The organism is Sphaerisporangium sp. NBC_01403 (assembly GCF_045040145.1).
In the GTDB taxonomy this organism is placed as follows: Bacteria; Actinomycetota; Actinomycetes; order Streptosporangiales; family Streptosporangiaceae; genus Sphaerisporangium; species Sphaerisporangium viridialbum.
Genome location: NZ_CP109534.1, coordinates 5,272,235 through 5,288,646, shown reverse-complemented (window position 1 = coordinate 5,288,646; position 16,412 = coordinate 5,272,235). Strand labels below are relative to the sequence as shown.

At 71.0% G+C, this 16,412-nt stretch carries 16 protein-coding genes; 5 read left to right on the top strand and 11 right to left on the bottom strand.

Annotated features, from left to right (window positions below; translation table 11 throughout):
* Positions 1-178 precede the first annotated feature (178 nt).
* Entirely contained in the window at positions 179-2,296 is a 2,118-nt protein-coding gene (locus OG589_RS23775) for an ATP-binding protein (RefSeq protein WP_405139620.1), read from the top strand.
* Positions 2,297-2,384: 88 nt separating this feature from the next.
* On the opposite strand, the gene OG589_RS23770 is transcribed toward OG589_RS23775, so the two are convergent.
* Positions 2,385-2,741: a hypothetical protein gene (locus tag OG589_RS23770; RefSeq protein WP_405139618.1), complete on the bottom strand. Its 357-nt coding sequence runs from the start codon at positions 2,739-2,741 to the stop codon at positions 2,385-2,387.
* 163 nt (positions 2,742-2,904) lie between these two features.
* On the opposite strand from OG589_RS23770, the gene OG589_RS23765 reads away from it, so the two are divergent.
* Complete coding sequence (locus OG589_RS23765; protein WP_405139616.1) at positions 2,905-3,315, top strand: hypothetical protein; 411 nt, start codon at positions 2,905-2,907, stop codon at positions 3,313-3,315.
* Positions 3,316-3,358: 43 nt separating this feature from the next.
* On the opposite strand, the gene OG589_RS23760 is transcribed toward OG589_RS23765, so the two are convergent.
* Positions 3,359-4,240, bottom strand: coding sequence for an NAD(P)-dependent oxidoreductase (locus OG589_RS23760; RefSeq protein WP_405139614.1), 882 nt, complete (start codon positions 4,238-4,240; stop codon positions 3,359-3,361).
* Positions 4,241-4,335: 95 nt separating this feature from the next.
* Here OG589_RS23760 and OG589_RS23755 point away from each other — a divergent pair, with 95 nt between their 5' ends.
* From OG589_RS23755 to fabG, 3 genes are all read left to right on the top strand, one after another.
* On the top strand, positions 4,336-4,692 hold the full coding sequence (locus OG589_RS23755; protein WP_405139612.1) for a winged helix-turn-helix transcriptional regulator: 357 nt from the start codon (positions 4,336-4,338) through the stop codon (positions 4,690-4,692).
* A gap of 124 nt (positions 4,693-4,816) precedes the next feature.
* Positions 4,817-6,190: an NADP-dependent succinic semialdehyde dehydrogenase gene (locus tag OG589_RS23750; protein WP_405139610.1), complete on the top strand. Its 1,374-nt coding sequence runs from the start codon at positions 4,817-4,819 to the stop codon at positions 6,188-6,190.
* Positions 6,191-6,330: 140 nt separating this feature from the next.
* The gene (gene fabG / locus OG589_RS23745; RefSeq protein ID WP_405139608.1) at positions 6,331-7,080 is read left to right on the top strand and encodes a 3-oxoacyl-ACP reductase FabG; all 750 of its coding nucleotides are present in this window, start codon (positions 6,331-6,333) and stop codon (positions 7,078-7,080) included.
* A gap of 1 nt (position 7,081) precedes the next feature.
* Here the strand turns inward: fabG and OG589_RS23740 are convergent, their stop codons facing one another.
* The 9 genes from OG589_RS23740 to OG589_RS23700 all read right to left on the bottom strand — a co-directional run bounded on the left by OG589_RS23740 (position 7,082) and on the right by OG589_RS23700 (position 16,304).
* Entirely contained in the window at positions 7,082-7,879 is a 798-nt protein-coding gene (locus OG589_RS23740; protein ID WP_405139606.1) for an anti-sigma factor antagonist, read from the bottom strand.
* A 282-nt stretch (positions 7,880-8,161) separates the two neighbouring features.
* Positions 8,162-9,040, bottom strand: coding sequence for a carbohydrate ABC transporter permease (locus OG589_RS23735; protein ID WP_405139604.1), 879 nt, complete (start codon positions 9,038-9,040; stop codon positions 8,162-8,164).
* A 22-nt stretch (positions 9,041-9,062) separates the two neighbouring features.
* Positions 9,063-10,166, bottom strand: coding sequence for a carbohydrate ABC transporter permease (locus OG589_RS23730; protein ID WP_405139602.1), 1,104 nt, complete (start codon positions 10,164-10,166; stop codon positions 9,063-9,065).
* 10 nt (positions 10,167-10,176) lie between these two features.
* Entirely contained in the window at positions 10,177-11,574 is a 1,398-nt protein-coding gene (locus OG589_RS23725) for an extracellular solute-binding protein (protein WP_405139600.1), read from the bottom strand.
* 211 nt (positions 11,575-11,785) lie between these two features.
* Positions 11,786-12,796 carry a LacI family DNA-binding transcriptional regulator gene (locus OG589_RS23720; protein ID WP_405139598.1) on the bottom strand — a complete coding sequence of 337 codons (1,011 nt, stop codon included), beginning with the start codon at positions 12,794-12,796 and terminating at the stop codon, positions 11,786-11,788.
* A 182-nt stretch (positions 12,797-12,978) separates the two neighbouring features.
* On the bottom strand, positions 12,979-13,605 hold the full coding sequence (locus OG589_RS23715; protein ID WP_405139596.1) for a response regulator: 627 nt from the start codon (positions 13,603-13,605) through the stop codon (positions 12,979-12,981).
* 13 nt (positions 13,606-13,618) lie between these two features.
* Complete coding sequence (locus OG589_RS23710; RefSeq protein ID WP_405139594.1) at positions 13,619-14,872, bottom strand: sensor histidine kinase; 1,254 nt, start codon at positions 14,870-14,872, stop codon at positions 13,619-13,621.
* Complete coding sequence (locus OG589_RS23705; protein WP_405139592.1) at positions 14,869-15,591, bottom strand: ABC transporter permease; 723 nt, start codon at positions 15,589-15,591, stop codon at positions 14,869-14,871. Before OG589_RS23705 ends, OG589_RS23710 begins: the two co-directional genes overlap by 4 nt.
* Positions 15,588-16,304 carry an ABC transporter ATP-binding protein gene (locus tag OG589_RS23700; RefSeq protein WP_405139590.1) on the bottom strand — a complete coding sequence of 239 codons (717 nt, stop codon included), beginning with the start codon at positions 16,302-16,304 and terminating at the stop codon, positions 15,588-15,590. Before OG589_RS23700 ends, OG589_RS23705 begins: the two co-directional genes overlap by 4 nt.
* Between the last annotated feature and the right edge of the window lie 108 nt (positions 16,305-16,412).

Here is a 16,412-nt window from a genome sequence, read left to right as displayed (position 1 = left end):
GCGGAGCACCTGTCGCGCGCGACGAAGTGCACTAGCGGGGTCTTATATGGCGATCTTTGCAGAACGGCGGGGCTGACTTACGATTGCGGAGCATCTGGAGCCGAGGTGACGTGGGGCGGCGAGGGATGTGCCTGCTGGGGCACACGTGGGCAACCTGCCCGCCGAGGTAACGAGCTTTGTGGGGCGACAGCGCGAGGCCGCTGAGGTCGTGCGGATGCTGGGGGAGTCGCGCCTGGTCACGCTCACGGGGGTGGGCGGGGTCGGCAAGACACGGCTCGCGCTGCACGTCGCGCGCGAGCTGACGTCGTGGTTCCCCGACGGGGTGTGGTTCGTGGAGCTGTCGTCGCTGCGCGAGGCGGCGCTGCTCGCTCATGCCGTCAGCTCCGTGCTGGGGGTCGCCCAGCAGGCCGGTCGCCCGCAGATGGCCGTCCTGGTCGAGTTCCTCGCGCGCCGGCGCTCGCTGCTCGTGCTGGACACGTGCGAGCACCTCGTGCAGGGGTGTGCCGAGATGGTGGAGACGCTGGTGCGGGGCGCGCCCGATCTGCGGATCCTCGTGACCAGCAGGCGCCTCCTCGGGCTGCCCGGCGAGTCCTGCCTCCAGGTCGAGCCGCTGCCCATCGAAGGCCGCTACCGCGCGGCGGTCGCCGAGGCGGAGCTCGTACCCCCCGAAGGCCGGAGACGTCCTGCCGCACCCTCCGCGAGCGCTGCACCGACGCCGGACGGCGCGGTGGCGTTGTTCGCCGATCGGGCGGCCGAGCATGTCCCCGGGTTCGTCGCGACGCCGGAGGTGGCGCTGCTGTGCCAGCGGCTCGACGGCATCCCGCTGGCGATCGAGCTCGCCGCCGTACGGCTGCGCACGCTGACCGTCGAGCAGATCATGGGACGCATCGACGACCGTTTCGACCTGCTGTCGGGCGGGAGCCGTACGGGACCGCCGCGCCACCAGACGCTGCGCACGGCGATCGGGTGGAGCCACGAGCTGTGCGAGCCGCTGGAGCGCCTGCTCTGGGCCCGCCTCTCGGTCTTCGCCGCGGACTTCGACCTGGAAGCGGCGCAGGCCGTCTGCGCCGACCCGGACACCGGCTCGGACACCGGACTGCGGCGCGAGCAGGTGGAAGACGCCCTGATCGCCCTGATGGAGAAGTCCATCGTGCGGCGCATCGACACGGGTAAGGCGATCCGCTTCCGGATGCTCGACACGCTCAGGGAGTACGGCGCGGAGTGGCTGCGCGAGCTCGATGAGCACGCCCAGGCGCGGTGCCGTCACCGTGACTACTACCTGGGCCTGGCCCGCCGGTTCGATGAGGAATGGTTCGGCCCCGACCAGATCGCCTGGTACGTGCGCATGAACCACGAGCTGCCGAACCTCCGTTCCGCGCTCGACTTCTGCCTTGCCGAGCCTTCTGAGCACGCCGCCGGCCTCGATCTGGCAGGAAGGCTGGCCTACTTCTGGATGGCCTGCGGCTTCATCTCCGAGGGCCGTCACTACCTCCAGCGGGCGCTCTCGCTCAGCCGTACCCCGGGTACGAGCCTGTCGCGGGCGCTGTGGACCTGCGCGTGGCTGGCGGACTTCCAGGGAGACCTGGACGAGGCCAACGACCTCGCCACCGAGTGCCTGTCCCAGTCGTTCTCCGGCAGCGACCTCGCGGCGGCCGGATGGGGCACGGTCTGCTGCGCGAACACCGGACTCCACTGGGGCTACGTCTCCGAGGCGCTGGCCATGTACGAGCGTGCGCGCGAGACGCACGAGGACGGCGGCGACCGCGGCGCCGGCCTCGCGTACGCGCTGACGGGCCAGGCGTACGCGCTGACCCGCCTCGGCAGGCCCGAGCAGGCGCTGTCGTGCCTGCGGCAGCAGAGGACGCTGTGCGGTTCCTGCGGTGACATCTGGCTGCACTCCTCAGGGGACTGGGTCCGCAGCCTCATCGAGCTCGACCGCAGGGACTTCCCGATGGCCGACAGGTTCGCCCGTACGTCACTGCGCGCGAAGCACCTCCTGCACGACAGCCTCGGGATGGTGATGGCGCTGGCGAGCATGGCCCGTTCGGCGGTGGGCCTCGGCGACATGGAGCGCTCGGCCCGGTTGCTCGGCATCGGCGAGCTCGTCGAGCGCGGGTTCGGCCTGTGGCTCGGCCCCTCGGAGCCGGACGGGCTGCGTGAGGAGGCCGAGTGGCGGGCCAGGGCGGTGCTGGGGGACCGGGCCTTCGAGGCGGAGTACGCCTGGGGCCGTGAGCAGGACGTCGAGAGCGCCCTCGCGTACGCGCTCACCGGCGACGACGTGACCACTCGCCCGTAGTTTCGTAGCGGGAAGTTCTTGCGCGGCGAGCGGCGAGCGGCGAGCGGCGAGCGGCGGGCGGCGAGCGGCGGGTCGCGGACGGCCGGGGTCAGTGGGCGTGCCAGTGGCGGCGCAGGTGGGGGACCAGCTCGCCGGCGCGCTCGTCGGGGAAGAAGAGGGCGCCTCGGCCGGTGAGGCCGGGGGCCTCCTCCTGGCCAAAGGTGATCACGATGTACCGGCCGTTGGAGTAGCTGACCACAGGTCGCTCAAGCATGGCCCCCACCCTGCGGGCGACCGCTTGGAACAGCTCCACCATCTCCTCGGTGTCGGCGGACACCCTGAACCGTCCGTCGGCGAGGAGCTGCTGGGCGACGAAGGGGGCGAAGTTCGCCTCGCTCCGGACCTTCTCCTCCGCACTGAAAGGGGTGCGCCGGGGTGCGGGCCGCGTGCCGAGAGGGTGGGACATCGCTGCTCTCCTCGTGATCGCCGTCCGTCTAGCATGCCATCCGGAGCTCCCCCTGCGGACCACTACCGAGGGGTTGACGGTGACCGCGTGGGAGTCGCGGAAGCGGTGAAATCGGGGGTGAAGGTTGTGTTGACATAGATGCCAAAAATGACATTATTCAGCCATGCGTCAGGAAGCCGAGCGGCTGCTGCAGATTCAGGATGACTTCGAGCGCTTCCGCGCCGCCACGCGCATGCTGGTGGACCTCGATGATCTCATCCTCGAGATCTCGCGCATCAGGAACGAGAGCGCCTCGCGGATGCAGATCAGCGCGGTGACGCCCCCCACGCGCTCCGATGACGCCCTGCCCGACGACGCCCGCGCCGTGCTGGAGTGCATCCGGCGGACCGGCGCCCAGCGTTTCCGGCGGCGTGACGTGTTCCGCCGCCTCGCGCGCCGCTTCAAGACCGTCGCGGCGATGGTCCCGGCGCTGGACCTGCTGGAGGCGGCCGGCTACATCCGCAAGGTCGAGCCCAGCACCGAGCCCGGCCAGCCCGGACGGCGCCGCTCCCCCGAGTACGAGGTCCGCCTCTAGAACGTGTCCTGCGGATCTCCCCTGGTGATCCACGGTGGACGCGTCAGCGAGTGAGCAGGTCGATCACGCCCGTGGTGCCCTCGTCGCCGTGGCCGTCGGCGAGGCGGCGCTCCATCAGGGCCATGAACGGGGTCAGCAGCTCGGCGCTGACCCCCTGCTCATCGGCGGTGCGCAGCAGCGTCGAGTTGCCCTCGACCATCATGGCGAGGTTGGAGACCACGCCCTTGGTGTAGTCGCCGCTCTCCAGGTGGCCGGCGATCCCGTACGCGTAAGGGGCCATGGCGGTGAGCCAGTTGACGAGCAAAGGGGCGAAGTCCTCCGGCGCGACGTCCTCCTTGCGGATCAGCGCGAAGGCGTGCGAGACCCCGGCGAACATCCCGGTCATCGCGCTCAGCAGCGCCACGTCGTGGAGGGCGGCGAGGCCGGGGTCCTCACCGACGTACCTGGTGCCGGCCGGGATGGCCAGCGCGCTGTGGTGGGTGTCGAAGAGGGCACGGGATCCGCTGTAGAAGACATAGCCGCCGGATCCCGGCGCGCCGATCATCGGCGGGACCGCCATGATCCCGCCGTCCAGGTAGCGGGCGCCGCGCTCCCCGGCCCACTCGGCGCGAGCGCGCGCCTGGGCGGGGGTGCCGGTGGTGAGGTTGACCAGGTCCCTGCCCGTCAGGTCGGCGCCGGCCAGGGCCTCGCCGACCGAGGCGTCGTCGAGCAGGCAGACCACCACGAGACCGCTCGCGGCCACCGCCTCGGCGGCCGTTCCTGCGACCGTCGCGCCCTCGGCCGCGAGTGGCTCGGCCCGGCCGGGGGTGCGGTTCCAGACGGTCGTCGGATGCCCGGCGGCGAGCCACGCGCGGGCGAGCGCGGTACCCATGGCACCGAGCCCGAGGAGAGTGAGCCGGGACTTCTCAAAGGTGTCGTCATCCATGCCGAATAGACTTGCCGCAGCCCCCGGAATGATCAAGTACGCACTTTGAAGTGGGTGGTTACCCCGGGGTGAGTGAGCAGGTAGGAGGGTGGACCATGGGTACCGCACGGAGGCCGGGGGCGTACGTCTGCGGAATCGACGCGGCGATGGACCTGATCGGCGGCAAGTGGAAGGTGCTGATCCTCTGGGCGCTCGACGAACGGGCGTGCCGCTTCGGCGAGCTGCGCAGGGTGTTGCCGGGAGTGACCGAGAAGGTGCTCGCCTCCCATCTGCGGGAGCTGGAGGTGGACGGCATCGTGCACCGCGAGGTGTACGACGAGGTGCCGCCCCGCGTCGAGTACTCGCTGACTTCGCTCGGCGTCTCGCTCAACGCGGCGCTGGCGCCGCTCGGCGCATGGGGACGGGAGCACGTACTCGGCGGCGTGGAGGGCGCTCACCACGTCCCGCACTAGGCGGCGTCACGCGGAGCCGCACCCGGTTTGCCGTGGGAGGAGTACGCCCCCCGGGCTCCCCGCGCCCGGGCTTCGGGTGGTCGGGCGGATACTGGGAACGAGAGCCAGGTTCCGGGGGGTACTCATGGCGATCGCGACGATCAACCCGGCTACGGGTGAGACTCTGAAGACCTTCGAGCCACTGGACGAGCACCAGGTGGAGGAGCGGCTCGTGCTCGCCGCCGCGGAGTTCGAGAGGTACCGGACCAGCGACTTCAAGCAGCGGGCCGAGTGGATGCTGAGCGCCGCCGCGCTGCTGGAGGCGGAGCAGGAGCACGTCGCCCGGCTGATGACCATCGAGATGGGCAAGACGGTGGCCTCCGCGAGGGCCGAGGTGGCCAAGTGCGTCGGCGGCATGCGCTTCTACGCCGAGCGCGCCGAGGAGTTCCTGGCCGACGAGCCCTCCGATCCCACCGCCGTGGGCGCCCGGCGGGCTTACGTGCGCTACCAGCCGCTCGGGCCGGTGCTCGCGGTCATGCCGTGGAACTTCCCCTGCTGGCAGGTGATCCGGTTCGCCGCGCCCGCGCTGATGGCGGGCGACGTCGGGCTGCTGAAGCACGCCTCGAACGTGCCGCAGGTCGCGCTCTACCTCGGCGAGCTGTTCGCCCGTGCCGGGTTCCCCGGCGGCTGCTTCCAGACCCTGCTGATCGGGTCGGACGCGGTGGAACGCGTACTGCGCGACCACCGGGTGGTGGCGGCGACCCTCACCGGCTCGGAAGGGGCGGGCCGTTCGGTGGCCTCGATCGCGGGCGGCGAGGTCAAGAAGACGGTGCTGGAGCTCGGCGGTTCCGACCCCTACGTCGTCATGCCGTCCGCCGACCTCGAAAGGGCGGTGGAGACCGGAGTCGCCGCGCGCGTGCAGAACAACGGCCAGTCGTGCATCGCCGCCAAGCGGTTCATCGTCCACGCCGCCGTCTATGAGGACTTCACCGAACGGTTCGTGTCGCGGATGCAGTCGCTGCGGCTGGGCGACCCCATGGACGAGGCGACCGACGTCGGGCCCCTCGCCACCCAGCAGGGGCGGGACGACCTGGAGAAGCTGGTGGCCGACGCGGTCGGCCGGGGCGCCCGGGTGCTGTGCGGGGGAGTGACCCCGTCGAGGACCGGGTGGTTCTTCGAGCCGACGGTGATCACCGACGTCACCCCCGAGATGAGGATGTTCGGCGAGGAGGTGTTCGGCCCGGTGGCGCAGCTGTACCGGGTGGCGGACATCGACGAGGCGATGGCGCTGGCCAACGCCACCATGTTCGGGCTCGGGGCGAACGCCTGGACCTCCGACCCGGAGGAGGGGGAGCGCTTCGCCGACGAGCTGGAGGCGGGCCTGGTGTTCGTCAACGGCATGGTCACCTCCTATCCCCAGCTCCCGTTCGGCGGCGTCAAGCATTCCGGGTACGGCCGCGAGCTGGGCGCGAACGGCATCCGCGAGTTCTGCCACATCAAGACCGTCTGGATCGGCTGATCCCCCACCGCGTCACCGTCCGGATTCGGATGATCTAATTTCCGGATGGGACGAGCGAAGGGCGGTGCCCGGGTGAAGGTCTTCGGGTGCCTTCGGGTGAGCGGCGGCGGGCCGGCGCCAGGTGTGGCCGGGGGGCTCGCGTGACGGGCGGCGGGCTGGTGGTCGGCCGTACGGCCCTGGTCACCGGGGCTGGGCAGGGCATCGGGCTGGCCATCGCGCGCATCCTCCACGAGCACGGGGCCAGGGTCGTGGTGACCGACCAGGACGCCGCGCTGGCCGCCACGGCCGCCGAACGGCTCGGCGGCGGGGAGCCGGTGTCCTCGCTCGGATGCGACGTCACCGGCGAGGAGGCGGTCACGGCCGCCGTGAACCACGCCGTCGAACGCTTCGGCACCCTGGACATCCTGGTCAACAACGCCGGAATCACCAGGGACGCCACCCTGCGCAGGATGACCCTCGCCGACTTCGAGGCGGTCGTGGACGTCCACCTGAAGGGCACCTGGCTGGGGGTGCGCGCGGCGGCGGAGGTGATGCGCGCGGCCGGGTCCGGATCGATCATCAATATCTCCTCCCTGTCCGGTAAGTCAGGGAATTTTGGGCAGACGAATTACAGCGCCGCCAAGGCGGGCATCATCGGGCTCACCAAGGCGGCCGCCAAGGAGCTGGCTCCGCGTGGTGTCCGGGTCAACGCCGTGCAGCCCGGCCTGATCCGCACCGCGATGACCGAGGCCATGCCGCCCGACGTCTTCGCCGCGAGGGAGGCCGACATCCCGATGAAGCGCGCGGGCGAGCCGCACGAGGTGGCGGGCGCGGTACTCTTCCTCGCCTCGGACCTGTCGAGCTACATGACCGGCGCGGTGCTGGAGGTCGGCGGGGGCCGCCTGATGTAGGTCAGGGGCCGGGGGGCACGTCGTTGCCAGGGGCCGCCGCGTCAGACCTTTCCGGCATGACGGGCGGCGCGGTTTCCACGGGGTCCATAGCGACGGGCGGGTCCAAGGCGGAGGGTGCGTCCAAACCGGAGGGCGTTCCAAACCCAGAGGCCGCTTCGAAGATGGGAGCCGCTTCGAAGGCCGCCCCTGGATCCACAAGGGGGGCCGGGGCCTCGGGGGGTTCCAGCGGTGAAGGTGGGATCGCGGGTGGTTCCAGGACGGACGGGGTGGGCGCCGGAGCTCCGAGCGGCGAGGGCGCTCGCGGGTCCAGGATGGACGGGGAGGCCGGCGGGGGCTCCAGGATCGAGGAGGTGGCCGGAGGCTCCAGGCCGGAGGGCGCGGCCTGCGGCGGATCGAGGATCGAGGGCACCGTACGCGGTGGCTCCACGGCGGAGGACGCCTGACGCAGGGCCTCCTCGGCGGTGTCGTAGGTGTCGAACGCGTTGTGCAGCCCTGTGATGGTCAGCACCCGGAGGAGCGTGCCCTGCAGGCCGCTGATCATGAGGGCGTGGCCGGTGTTCTGGCTGCGCCGCAGGACGGCGATCAGCTCGCTCAGGCCGACGGAGTCGCAGAAGGTGACCTCGGAAAGGTCGAGAATGATCGCGGATATGCCGGGTATATCCCAAATGCCGCCTAGTTCGTCCCGCAGAAGCGGGGCGGAACGATAGTCCAGCTCTCCTTGAACCTGGACGACGACCGCGCTTTCTCGTATGCCGCGAGAGACGGTGAGTCCCTGTTGCGGATCGGCCCCAAACTGCATGATCAGCTCCTTCGGCCTGCGGGTGTCAGGGCAGGCATGACTCCCTTCCTACCAGTTCCGGCGTGCACCTAACGCCGACCGAGCCCCCAGATCCGGTCTCCGGCCCCCGGAACGTCATCTCCGGGACCGTTCGGCCCCATGGCGGCGCGGGGCTCCACCGCTGCTCCGGGCGCGGTCGCGTGGTGCTCCGCCGGTCCTCCGGCCGGGGGTGGAACCGGGTACGGAAGGGACCGAAGTCGCTCTTCACTACCGGCGGTGTGTGATGGACGAGAAGCCCGCGCCTCAGTCCTTGACGGCGCCGGCGAGCCCGGTGACGAAGTACCTCTGTAGCGCGAGGAACAGCAGGATCACCGGGACGACGATGATCAGTGATCCCGCCATGATCTCGTTGTACTGGGGCACGTTGCCCGTGGCCAGCGATTCGAGGGCCAGCGGCAGCGTGTACCGGGCCTCGTCGTTGAGCGACACCCGCGTCAGCACGTACTCGTTCCAGGTCGGGACGGCGCTGAGCACGGCGACGGTGATCAGTGTCGGGCGGCTCAGCGGGAGGTAGACCCGCCAGAAGATGCGCGCCTCGCTCGCCCCGTCGACGCGGGCGGCGTCGCGAAGCTCCCCGGGGATGGAGCGGAAGGCGTTCGTCAGCATCAGCACCGTGAGCGGCGCCATCCCGTTGACGAACGGCAGGACGAGCCCGAGATGGGTGCCGAGAACGCCGAGCCTGTCCTCCAGGATCACCACAGGAAGCAGCACGGTGATCCCGGGGACGAACAGCAGGGCCACGAAGAACCAGAAGAGGAATCGGCGGCCGGGGAAGTCGAGCACGGCGAAGGCGTACGACGCGAGGCTGTAGATCGCGAGAACGCCGAGCACGGTCAGCCCGGTGACCTTCAGGCTGTTCACGAAGTAGTCGAGGAAGTGCAGCCTGCTCCAGGTCTGGAGGAGCGTGTCCAAGGTCGGGTGGTCCGGTAGGAGATGACCCCCGGCGAGGATCTCGGCGCGGTCCTTGAACGCCCCCGAGGCCATCCAGAGGAAGGGATAGAGACTGACGGCCGCGTAGAACGCCAGCGCGAGGTAGGCGACGGTCTTGACGGCACCCGACCACCGGGACGGGCCCGGGCGTCCGTACGCGACGGGACGGCGAGGTACGGCGGAAGCCGTCATCGCTGGCTCCCCTCGATCGTGGTCACCGGTTGCTCCTCAGCATGCGGCCGTTGGCGAGCGTCAGCAGGAGGGCGGCGATGAAGATCATCCACCCGAGGGCGCTGGCCAGCCCCAATGTGGCCGACAGGCCCTTGAAGAAGGCCAGGTGGTACGCCTGCAGGCTCACCACGTCGGTGTGCCCGCCGGGACCGCCGTCGGTCATGACGCGGAAGATCTGGAATCCCTGCATGGAGTCGCGGAGCCCGAGCAGCAGGATCGCCGCGGTGATCGGCCGTAGGAGCGGCCACACGATGTGCCGTACGGTCCGGACGCTTCCCGCGCCGTCGATCCGCGCGGCCTCCAGGATGTTCGGGCTGATCGACTGCAGCCCGGCCAGGTAGAGGAGCATCGCCACCGGCACCGCACCCCAGATCATGATCACGATGAGCGTGGGGAGGGCGGTCGAGGGATCGGCGAGGAACCCCTGCGGCCGGGCCAGGCTGCCGAGGCCGGCCGAGCGCAGCAGGAAGTTGATCGGGCCTTCCGGTTCCAGCATGTACCGCCAGGCGTAGTAGACCGCGATCCCCGAGGTCACGTACGGAAGGAAGAACACCGACCGCAGCAGGCCGCGCAGCCGGCGCACGGAGTTGAGCAGCACGGCGAGCGGCAGCGCGATGACCACGGTGCCCAGTGGCACGGTGACCATGACGACCAGCGTGTTCAGCGCCGCCCGCCGCAGGTCGGGGGCCAGGGTCGGGTCCTGGTAGAGCAGGTCGGCGTAGTTGCGCAGGCCGACCCACTCCCAGGTGGGGGTGAAGCCGTTCCACTTGGCGAAGCTCAGCGAGACGCCGTAGCCGATGGTGTAGAGGCCCATGAGCAGGAACAGCGCGACGGCGGGGGCCACGAACGCGTACCCGGCCAGCCACCGCCGCCACCGTGACCGCGACCGCCGCCTCCCCGCCGCCGTCCCGCCGCCGTCCCCCGCTGCCGGCGGCGAGCCGATGGCCCTGGACGAGCGGGGCGGGCCGGGCGCCCCCGAAGGCCCGGGCGCCCCCGAAGGCCCGGGCAGGTCGGGCAGGTCGGTGTCGTCGGCCGGTGGGGGAGGGTTCGGGGTGCCGGTCTCGCCGGGGGTGTGCACGGAGGGCATCCTGTCCCGCCTACGAGGCGGCCTTCCACATGGCGCCGATCACCGCGTCAAGCTGCGTGCCCGTGGCGGCGGGGTCGGCCTCCTTCAGCGGCGACAGCTTCACCATGGGCGGGCCGACCTTCGCCTCGTCGTAGCCCGGCGGGCGGAAGGAGCCGTCCGCCGCGTCGTACGTGCTCTCGGGCGGGCCCGTGAAGTACTTCTGCAGCGCGGCCAGGTCGGGGCCGAGGAGCTTCTCGGCGTCCGCGCCGAGGTCGGTGGCCGGCAGGTCGAGCGAGGAGGTGGCGAAGATGCCCGCGCCCTTCGGCGAGGTGAGGAAGTCCACCCACTTGGCGGCGGCGTCGTGGTTCCGGCTCGTCGAGTTGATGGACAGGCCGGTCAGCGCGAGCGGGGCAAGCCGCAGATCGCTGATCTTCCCCCCGCTCGGTGGCGGCACCGGGAAGCTGAGCACGTTCGAGGGCTTCATACCGTTCTGCGCGAGGAAGGCGAGGGTGAACGTGCCGCCCACGTCGAACGCCGACTTGCCCTGCGCGAACGCGACGTCCGCCTCGTCGATGCCCAGCGCGGTCGCGCCCGGGATCCAGTACGGGGTCAGCCGCCCGTAGAGCGACAGGGTCTTGACCCCGTCGGGTGAGGCGAACCCCTGGGTCGTGCCCTTGCCGAACATGGCCTGGTAGCGGTCCTTGCCCAGATAGGCGTACGCGAGCTGGGAGTAGATCCAGTTGAAGCCGGTCTGGCTCACCTTGAGCCCGAGGGACAGGCCGCCCTGCCGGGGATCGGCCTTCGTGGTGGCCCGCAGGTAGTCGATGAACTGCTCCCAGGTCTTGGGAGGCGTTTCCGGGTCGAGTCCGGCCGCGGCCATCTTCTCCCGGTTGCCGTAGATGATGCCGAACGTGCCCGCGGTGAAGGGGACGCTGAACAGGCTCCCCACCTTGGCGGGCTTGAGCTCCACCACCTGCCGCTGCCGCTCGGCGGTCACCAGGCCGGCTTCCCGGGTGCTCGGCAGGAAGCGGTCGAGCGAGGCGGCGGGGAAGTCGCCGGCCAGGTCCGCGAGGAGCCCCGACCCGCCGATCCTGAAGTCCTCGCCGCCCGCGTGCACTTCGAGGACGTCGGGGAGGTCCTTGGTCTGCGCCGCGCTCTGGATCTTGGCGGTGAAGGCGTCGTCCGGCGTGATCGCCTCGACCTTGACGGCGACGCCGGTCTGCCGCGCGAACTCGGCGGCGGCCTTCTCCAGCGCGGCCAGGTGCGTCCGCTTGAAGGTCCACATGCGCAGGGCCGTCCCGCCTGATCCGGAACCGGACCCCGCGTCGCCGCCGGAGCCGGAGCAGGCGGCGGTGCCGAGCGCGAGGAGCAGGGCGGTGACGGTCGCCGCGGCCTTCCGGTATACGGGTCTCAGCCTGGTCCTTGCCATGGGAACCTCCGGTTCCGGCGCGCGCGGAAGCGTTCGCCGTGCCCCGTCCGGCGGCGAAACCGCAGGACATGACCTAGCAAATCGTTAAGACTGACCATGAAACTACGCCTGGGACAATCGATGTCAATGGGGCGTCCACATCCCGGGTCACAGAACGCGGAAGAGGCCGGTGAGCCGGCGGTGGCGCCAGGGAGGAGGGATCTCCCGGCCGCTAGGCGGACTGGCGGCGTACGAGGCGGGCGGGGACGATCGTCTCGCCGGGCGGGCCGGTCATCGTGCCGGAGAGGCGGTCGAGGAGCAGCCGGCCGCACTCCTGCCCGATCTTCCTCGCGGGGTTCGCCATGGTCGTGAGCCGCGGCGAGACCAGCGTCGCCGCCTCGATGTCGTCGAACCCCATGATGGCGAGGTCGCCGGGCACGTCGAGGCCGCTCTGGCGGGCCGCGTCCAGCGCGCCGATGGCCATGACGTCGTTGGCGCAGATCACGGCGCGCGGCGGGCGCGGCAGGCCGAGCAGCCGCAGGGTGCCGGCCATGCCCCCCGCGCGGCTGAACCGCGTGTGCACGATCAGGTCGGGGTCCGGGCTGACGCCCCGCCCGGCGAGCGCGCCGAGGTAGCCGGTCACCCGCTCGGCCGCCGGCCCCTGGGCGTCCGGCCCGCAGACGAACCCGATGCGGCCGTAGCCCTGGTCGAGCAGGTAGCGGGTGGCCTCCGCGGCCCCGCCCTCGTCGTCGCTGTGCACGAGGTCCACCCCGTCCTGGACGAGCCTGCCGCCGAGGCGTACGACCGGGATGCCGAGGTCGCTGGCGGGCAGCAGGTCCTCGGCGTGCGTGTGGAAGACCGCGAAGGCGATGCCGTCGACCTGCCGGGCGATCATCTGCTCCACGGCGGACCGCTCCAGGTCGCGGTCGCCGTCGGTGTTGGTGATGATCTCGTGGTAGCCCGCGGGCCCGAGGACGTCCTGGAGCCCGCGCGCGAGCATGGGGTAGAACGGGTTGGTGATGTCGGGGATGATCAGCCCGATCGCCTGGCTCCTGCTGGTGCGCAGGCCCCGGGCCAGCACGTTCGGGCGGTAGCCGAGCACCTCGATGGCGTCGAGCACGCGCTTCCTGGTCTCGGCCGAGACCGGCCGCCGGCCGTTGAGCGTGTGCGAGACGGTCGTCGCGCTCACGCCCGCGAGCTCCGCGACCCTGCCGATGCTGGGCCGATGGCCGCGAGAGGGCACCTGAGACCTCCTTCACCGGCCTCCTGGCAGGCCGGCGGTGCGGACGGTGACCGTGTCACCGGCGGGACGGCTCTCGCCGCTTCCCGTCAGGGTCCGGCTTCGCCGCAGCCGGAGTCACGACCGGATCGTACCTCGCACACGTGCGATCGCTCCTGCGTGGCAGGTGAGATCGGGCAGCGGGATCAGGTGTCGGCGGCAGGCCTGAGCAGACCGGTCTCGTACGCCGCCGCGACCGCGGCCGCGCGGTCGTTCACCTCCAGCTTGGCGAAGATGTGCAGCAGATGCGTCTTCACCGTCGCCTCGGTGATGAACAGTTTCGCTGCGACCTCACGATTGGTCGCGCCACGGGCGATGAGCCCGAGCACCTCGAGCTCCCGACGGCTCAGCGTCCGCTGTTCCGGAGCGCGCGCCCTGTGCGTCATCACGCCGGCCACGGACGGAGACAGCACCGTCTCGCCGCGGGCCGCCGCCTGCACTGCTCGGCGCAGATCGGCGCGCGGGGTGTCCTTGAGCAGGTAGCCGGTCGCGCCCTGCTCGATCGCCGGCAGGACATCGGCGTCGTCGTCGAAGGTGGTCAGGACGAGCACGCGGATGCCCGGCGTCTGCTCGCGTAGCCGGCGGATGAGCTCCGCGCCGCTCATCTTCGGCATGCGCAGGTCCATGAGCACGACATCGGGGCCGGTCCGCATGGCCACGACGAGTGCTTCCGGCCCGTCGGCCGCCTCGCCGACGACCTCGAAGTCGTCGTCGCCGGTGAAGATCCCGCGAAGCCCATCGCGGACGACTGGGTGGTCATCCACGATGATCATACGAATCGGCACGTCACCATGACTTTCTGGAGTGGTCGGACGATTCCGGGTCTTCCGAGCCCGCGGGGATGGCCGGAACGGTGGCGGAGATCCCCGTCCCCTGGCCGGGGGCCGTCTCGACCGCGAAGTTCCCGGCCAGCCGGGTGACGCGCTGACGCATCGCGATGAGGCCGAAGCCGCCCGTGTCCGAGGAGCCCGTCGCCTCAGGGACGAAGCCGGAGCCGTCGTCACGTACGTCCAGCGCCACTACGTCCTCCATGTACGACAGGGTGAGGGCGACCCGGGTGGCCGAGGCGTGCCTGCCGACGTTGGCCAGCGCCTCCTGCGCCACCCGCAGCAGGGTGATCTCCACCTCCGCGTGCAGCGGCCAGGGGTCGCCGGTGGCCGACACGGAGACGGGCACACCCGTGTCCCGCGACCATCTCGTCGCGACGTCGTGAAGGGCGGCGGGGAGCTGGGCCTCGTCCAGCGGCGCCGGGCGCAGCGCCTGGACCGATCGGCGGGCTTCGCCCAGGCTCTCCCTGGCCAGGGCGCGCACCGTGTTCAGGCGGGAGCGGACGGCGGCCGCGTCGTCGATCACCGTGTCGGCGGCCTCCAGTTGGGTGAGGATGGCCGTCAGGCTCTGGGCGATGGTGTCGTGGATCTCCCGGGCCATCCGCTGCCGCTCCCCGAGCACGCCGGCCTCACGAGCGCGGGTGAGCAGCCGGGCCTGCAGGCTCGCGTTCTCCTCCGCGAGCGCGGCGAGCTTGGCGCCGGTCTCCCGCAACTGCGCGATCATCACCTTGCGGTGCTCGTTCTGATCGGAGACGGTCTGGATGGAGAGGCCGGCCGTGGAGGCGACCAGCACCGCGACGAGAAAGGAGTACAGCATCTCGCTCGGGGTCCGCCCGGGCTCGGGGGGAGCGGCGACCAGCACGGCGGCCGTGGCGGCCACCCCCGCGTACGCCCACCGCCCGGGCAGCAGGGTGAAGGCCTGGATGAAGGCTCCCACCCCTGTCAGCATGAACAGCGTGTCGATCCTCACCAGCGTCCCGATGACGGCGAGCATCACGATGAAGTAGATGATCACCACGAACGGCCGCTCGATCCGGCCGGGGTGCGACGTGACCAGGAACCAGTGCCAGGCCCCGGCGAGCAACGCCAGGGCCAGCACCTCCGGCCTCCAGTCGCGCAGCAGGGAGAAGACCGCCGGCAGCAGGATGAACACGTACGGCAGCGCGGGCCAGGCGCGGTCCCAGCGCGAGACGTCGGTGCCGGCGGTGGTCACCACCGGAACGCTTTGACGGCGACGCCGCCGGCGATGACGAATATCGCTGCCATGATGCTCAGGTTAACCGGCGAGATCGCGTTGCCCGCCCAGCCGTCGCGGATCGCCTGGACCACAGGAGCCATGGGGGTCAGGTCGCCGATGGCGCGCATCGAGCCGGGCGTGACCTCACGGGGGATCATGGCGCCGGAGACGAAGACCATCGGAAAGAAGACGCTCAGGCCGATCACCGTCGCGCCGCGGCCGGTGGGCACGAGCGCTCCGATGAACAGGCCGATGGCGCCGAGGCTCAGCGCGCCGAGCACCCACGCCAGCAGGACGCCCGCCGCGTTGGACGGTGCCGCCAGCCCGAAGACGGCCAGCCCGAGGGCGATCAACAGCACCGTCCCGGCCGCGGCCAGCAGCATGTGAGCGGCCCACTGGGAGGCGAGCAGCATGGTGGGCGAGGCGGGGGTCGCGCGCAGCCGCTTCAGAATCCGCCGTTCCCTGTACTGGGCCAGCGTGGCCGGGAGGATGACCAGCCCGGCCAGACCGATGACGAAGGTGCTCAGCATCGGCACCATGGCGTCGATGGCCGGCAGCCCGCCTGGCAGGGGTTTGCCGGTGCGCATCTTGACCCACAGTATGAGCACGGGGAAGGCCAGGGCGAAGAACGCCGACATCGGATCACGCATGATCAGTCTGAGCTCGACCGCGACGGTTCGCGTGACGCCTTTCACGCCATGTCCCTTCCGGTCAGCGCGAGGTACGCGCCGTCCAGCGAACCCGATCGGCCCTTCGCGACCAGCTCGCGCGGGCTGCCCTCGGCGACGACACGGCCCCGGTCGATGATCGCGATGCGGTCGCACAGCGCCTCGGCCTCGTCCATGAAGTGGGTGACCAGCACGACGGTGACCCCGCGCTCGCGCATGTCGCGGATCAGGCCCCAGGTGGTGCGGCGGGCGGCGGGGTCCAGGCCCGTGGTCAGCTCGTCGAGGAAGACGACCTCGGGGTTGCCGACCAGGGCGAGCGCGATGAACAACCGCTGTTTCCAGCCGCCGGACAGGCTCGCGAAGCCCGCGCGCCTCTTGTCCGCCAGACCCCACGCGTCCATGAGGTCCCGATGGTCAGCGGGCTTGTCGTAGAAGGAGGCGTACATCCGCAACGCCTCGCCGACCTTGATCGCGTCGGGCAGGGCCGCCTCCTGCAACTGGACGCCGATGCGCTGCAGCAGCCTGCGCCGGTCGCTCTGAGGGTCCAGGCCCAGCACCCGCAGGGTGCCGCCGTCTCGCCGCCGCGACCCCGACGCGCACTCCACGATCGTCGTCTTCCCCGCCCCGTTCGGGCCGGCCATTCCGAAGATCTCGCCTCGCTCCACCCTGAGGGAGACGCCGTCCACCGCCTTGGCGGTCCCATAGCTCTTGCTCAGGCCGTCGATCTCGATGACTGTCATGTTCCGAGGATCACCGGCGGGCGGCGTCTCGGACATCCACCGAACGGTTGATGGGGGCCGTCACCGGGCCCGGCGGTCGGCGCGGCGGACGAGGGCGACGACGGCGCC

Excerpts from the sequence above, each read along its gene's own strand:
- OG589_RS23770 (WP_405139618.1), bottom strand. The coding sequence starts at position 2,741 with ATGTCCCACCCTCTCGGCACGCGGCCCGCACCCCGGCGCACCCCTTTC.
- OG589_RS23765 (WP_405139616.1), top strand. The coding sequence starts at position 2,905 with ATGCGTCAGGAAGCCGAGCGGCTGCTGCAGATTCAGGATGACTTCGAG.
- OG589_RS23760 (WP_405139614.1), bottom strand. The coding sequence starts at position 4,240 with ATGGATGACGACACCTTTGAGAAGTCCCGGCTCACTCTCCTCGGGCTC.
- OG589_RS23755 (WP_405139612.1), top strand. The coding sequence starts at position 4,336 with ATGGGTACCGCACGGAGGCCGGGGGCGTACGTCTGCGGAATCGACGCG.
- OG589_RS23750 (WP_405139610.1), top strand. The coding sequence starts at position 4,817 with ATGGCGATCGCGACGATCAACCCGGCTACGGGTGAGACTCTGAAGACC.
- OG589_RS23740 (WP_405139606.1), bottom strand. The coding sequence starts at position 7,879 with ATGCAGTTTGGGGCCGATCCGCAACAGGGACTCACCGTCTCTCGCGGC.
- OG589_RS23735 (WP_405139604.1), bottom strand. The coding sequence starts at position 9,040 with ATGACGGCTTCCGCCGTACCTCGCCGTCCCGTCGCGTACGGACGCCCG.
- OG589_RS23730 (WP_405139602.1), bottom strand. The coding sequence starts at position 10,166 with ATGCCCTCCGTGCACACCCCCGGCGAGACCGGCACCCCGAACCCTCCC.
- OG589_RS23725 (WP_405139600.1), bottom strand. The coding sequence starts at position 11,574 with ATGGCAAGGACCAGGCTGAGACCCGTATACCGGAAGGCCGCGGCGACC.
- OG589_RS23715 (WP_405139596.1), bottom strand. The coding sequence starts at position 13,605 with ATGATCATCGTGGATGACCACCCAGTCGTCCGCGATGGGCTTCGCGGG.
- OG589_RS23700 (WP_405139590.1), bottom strand. The coding sequence starts at position 16,304 with ATGACAGTCATCGAGATCGACGGCCTGAGCAAGAGCTATGGGACCGCC.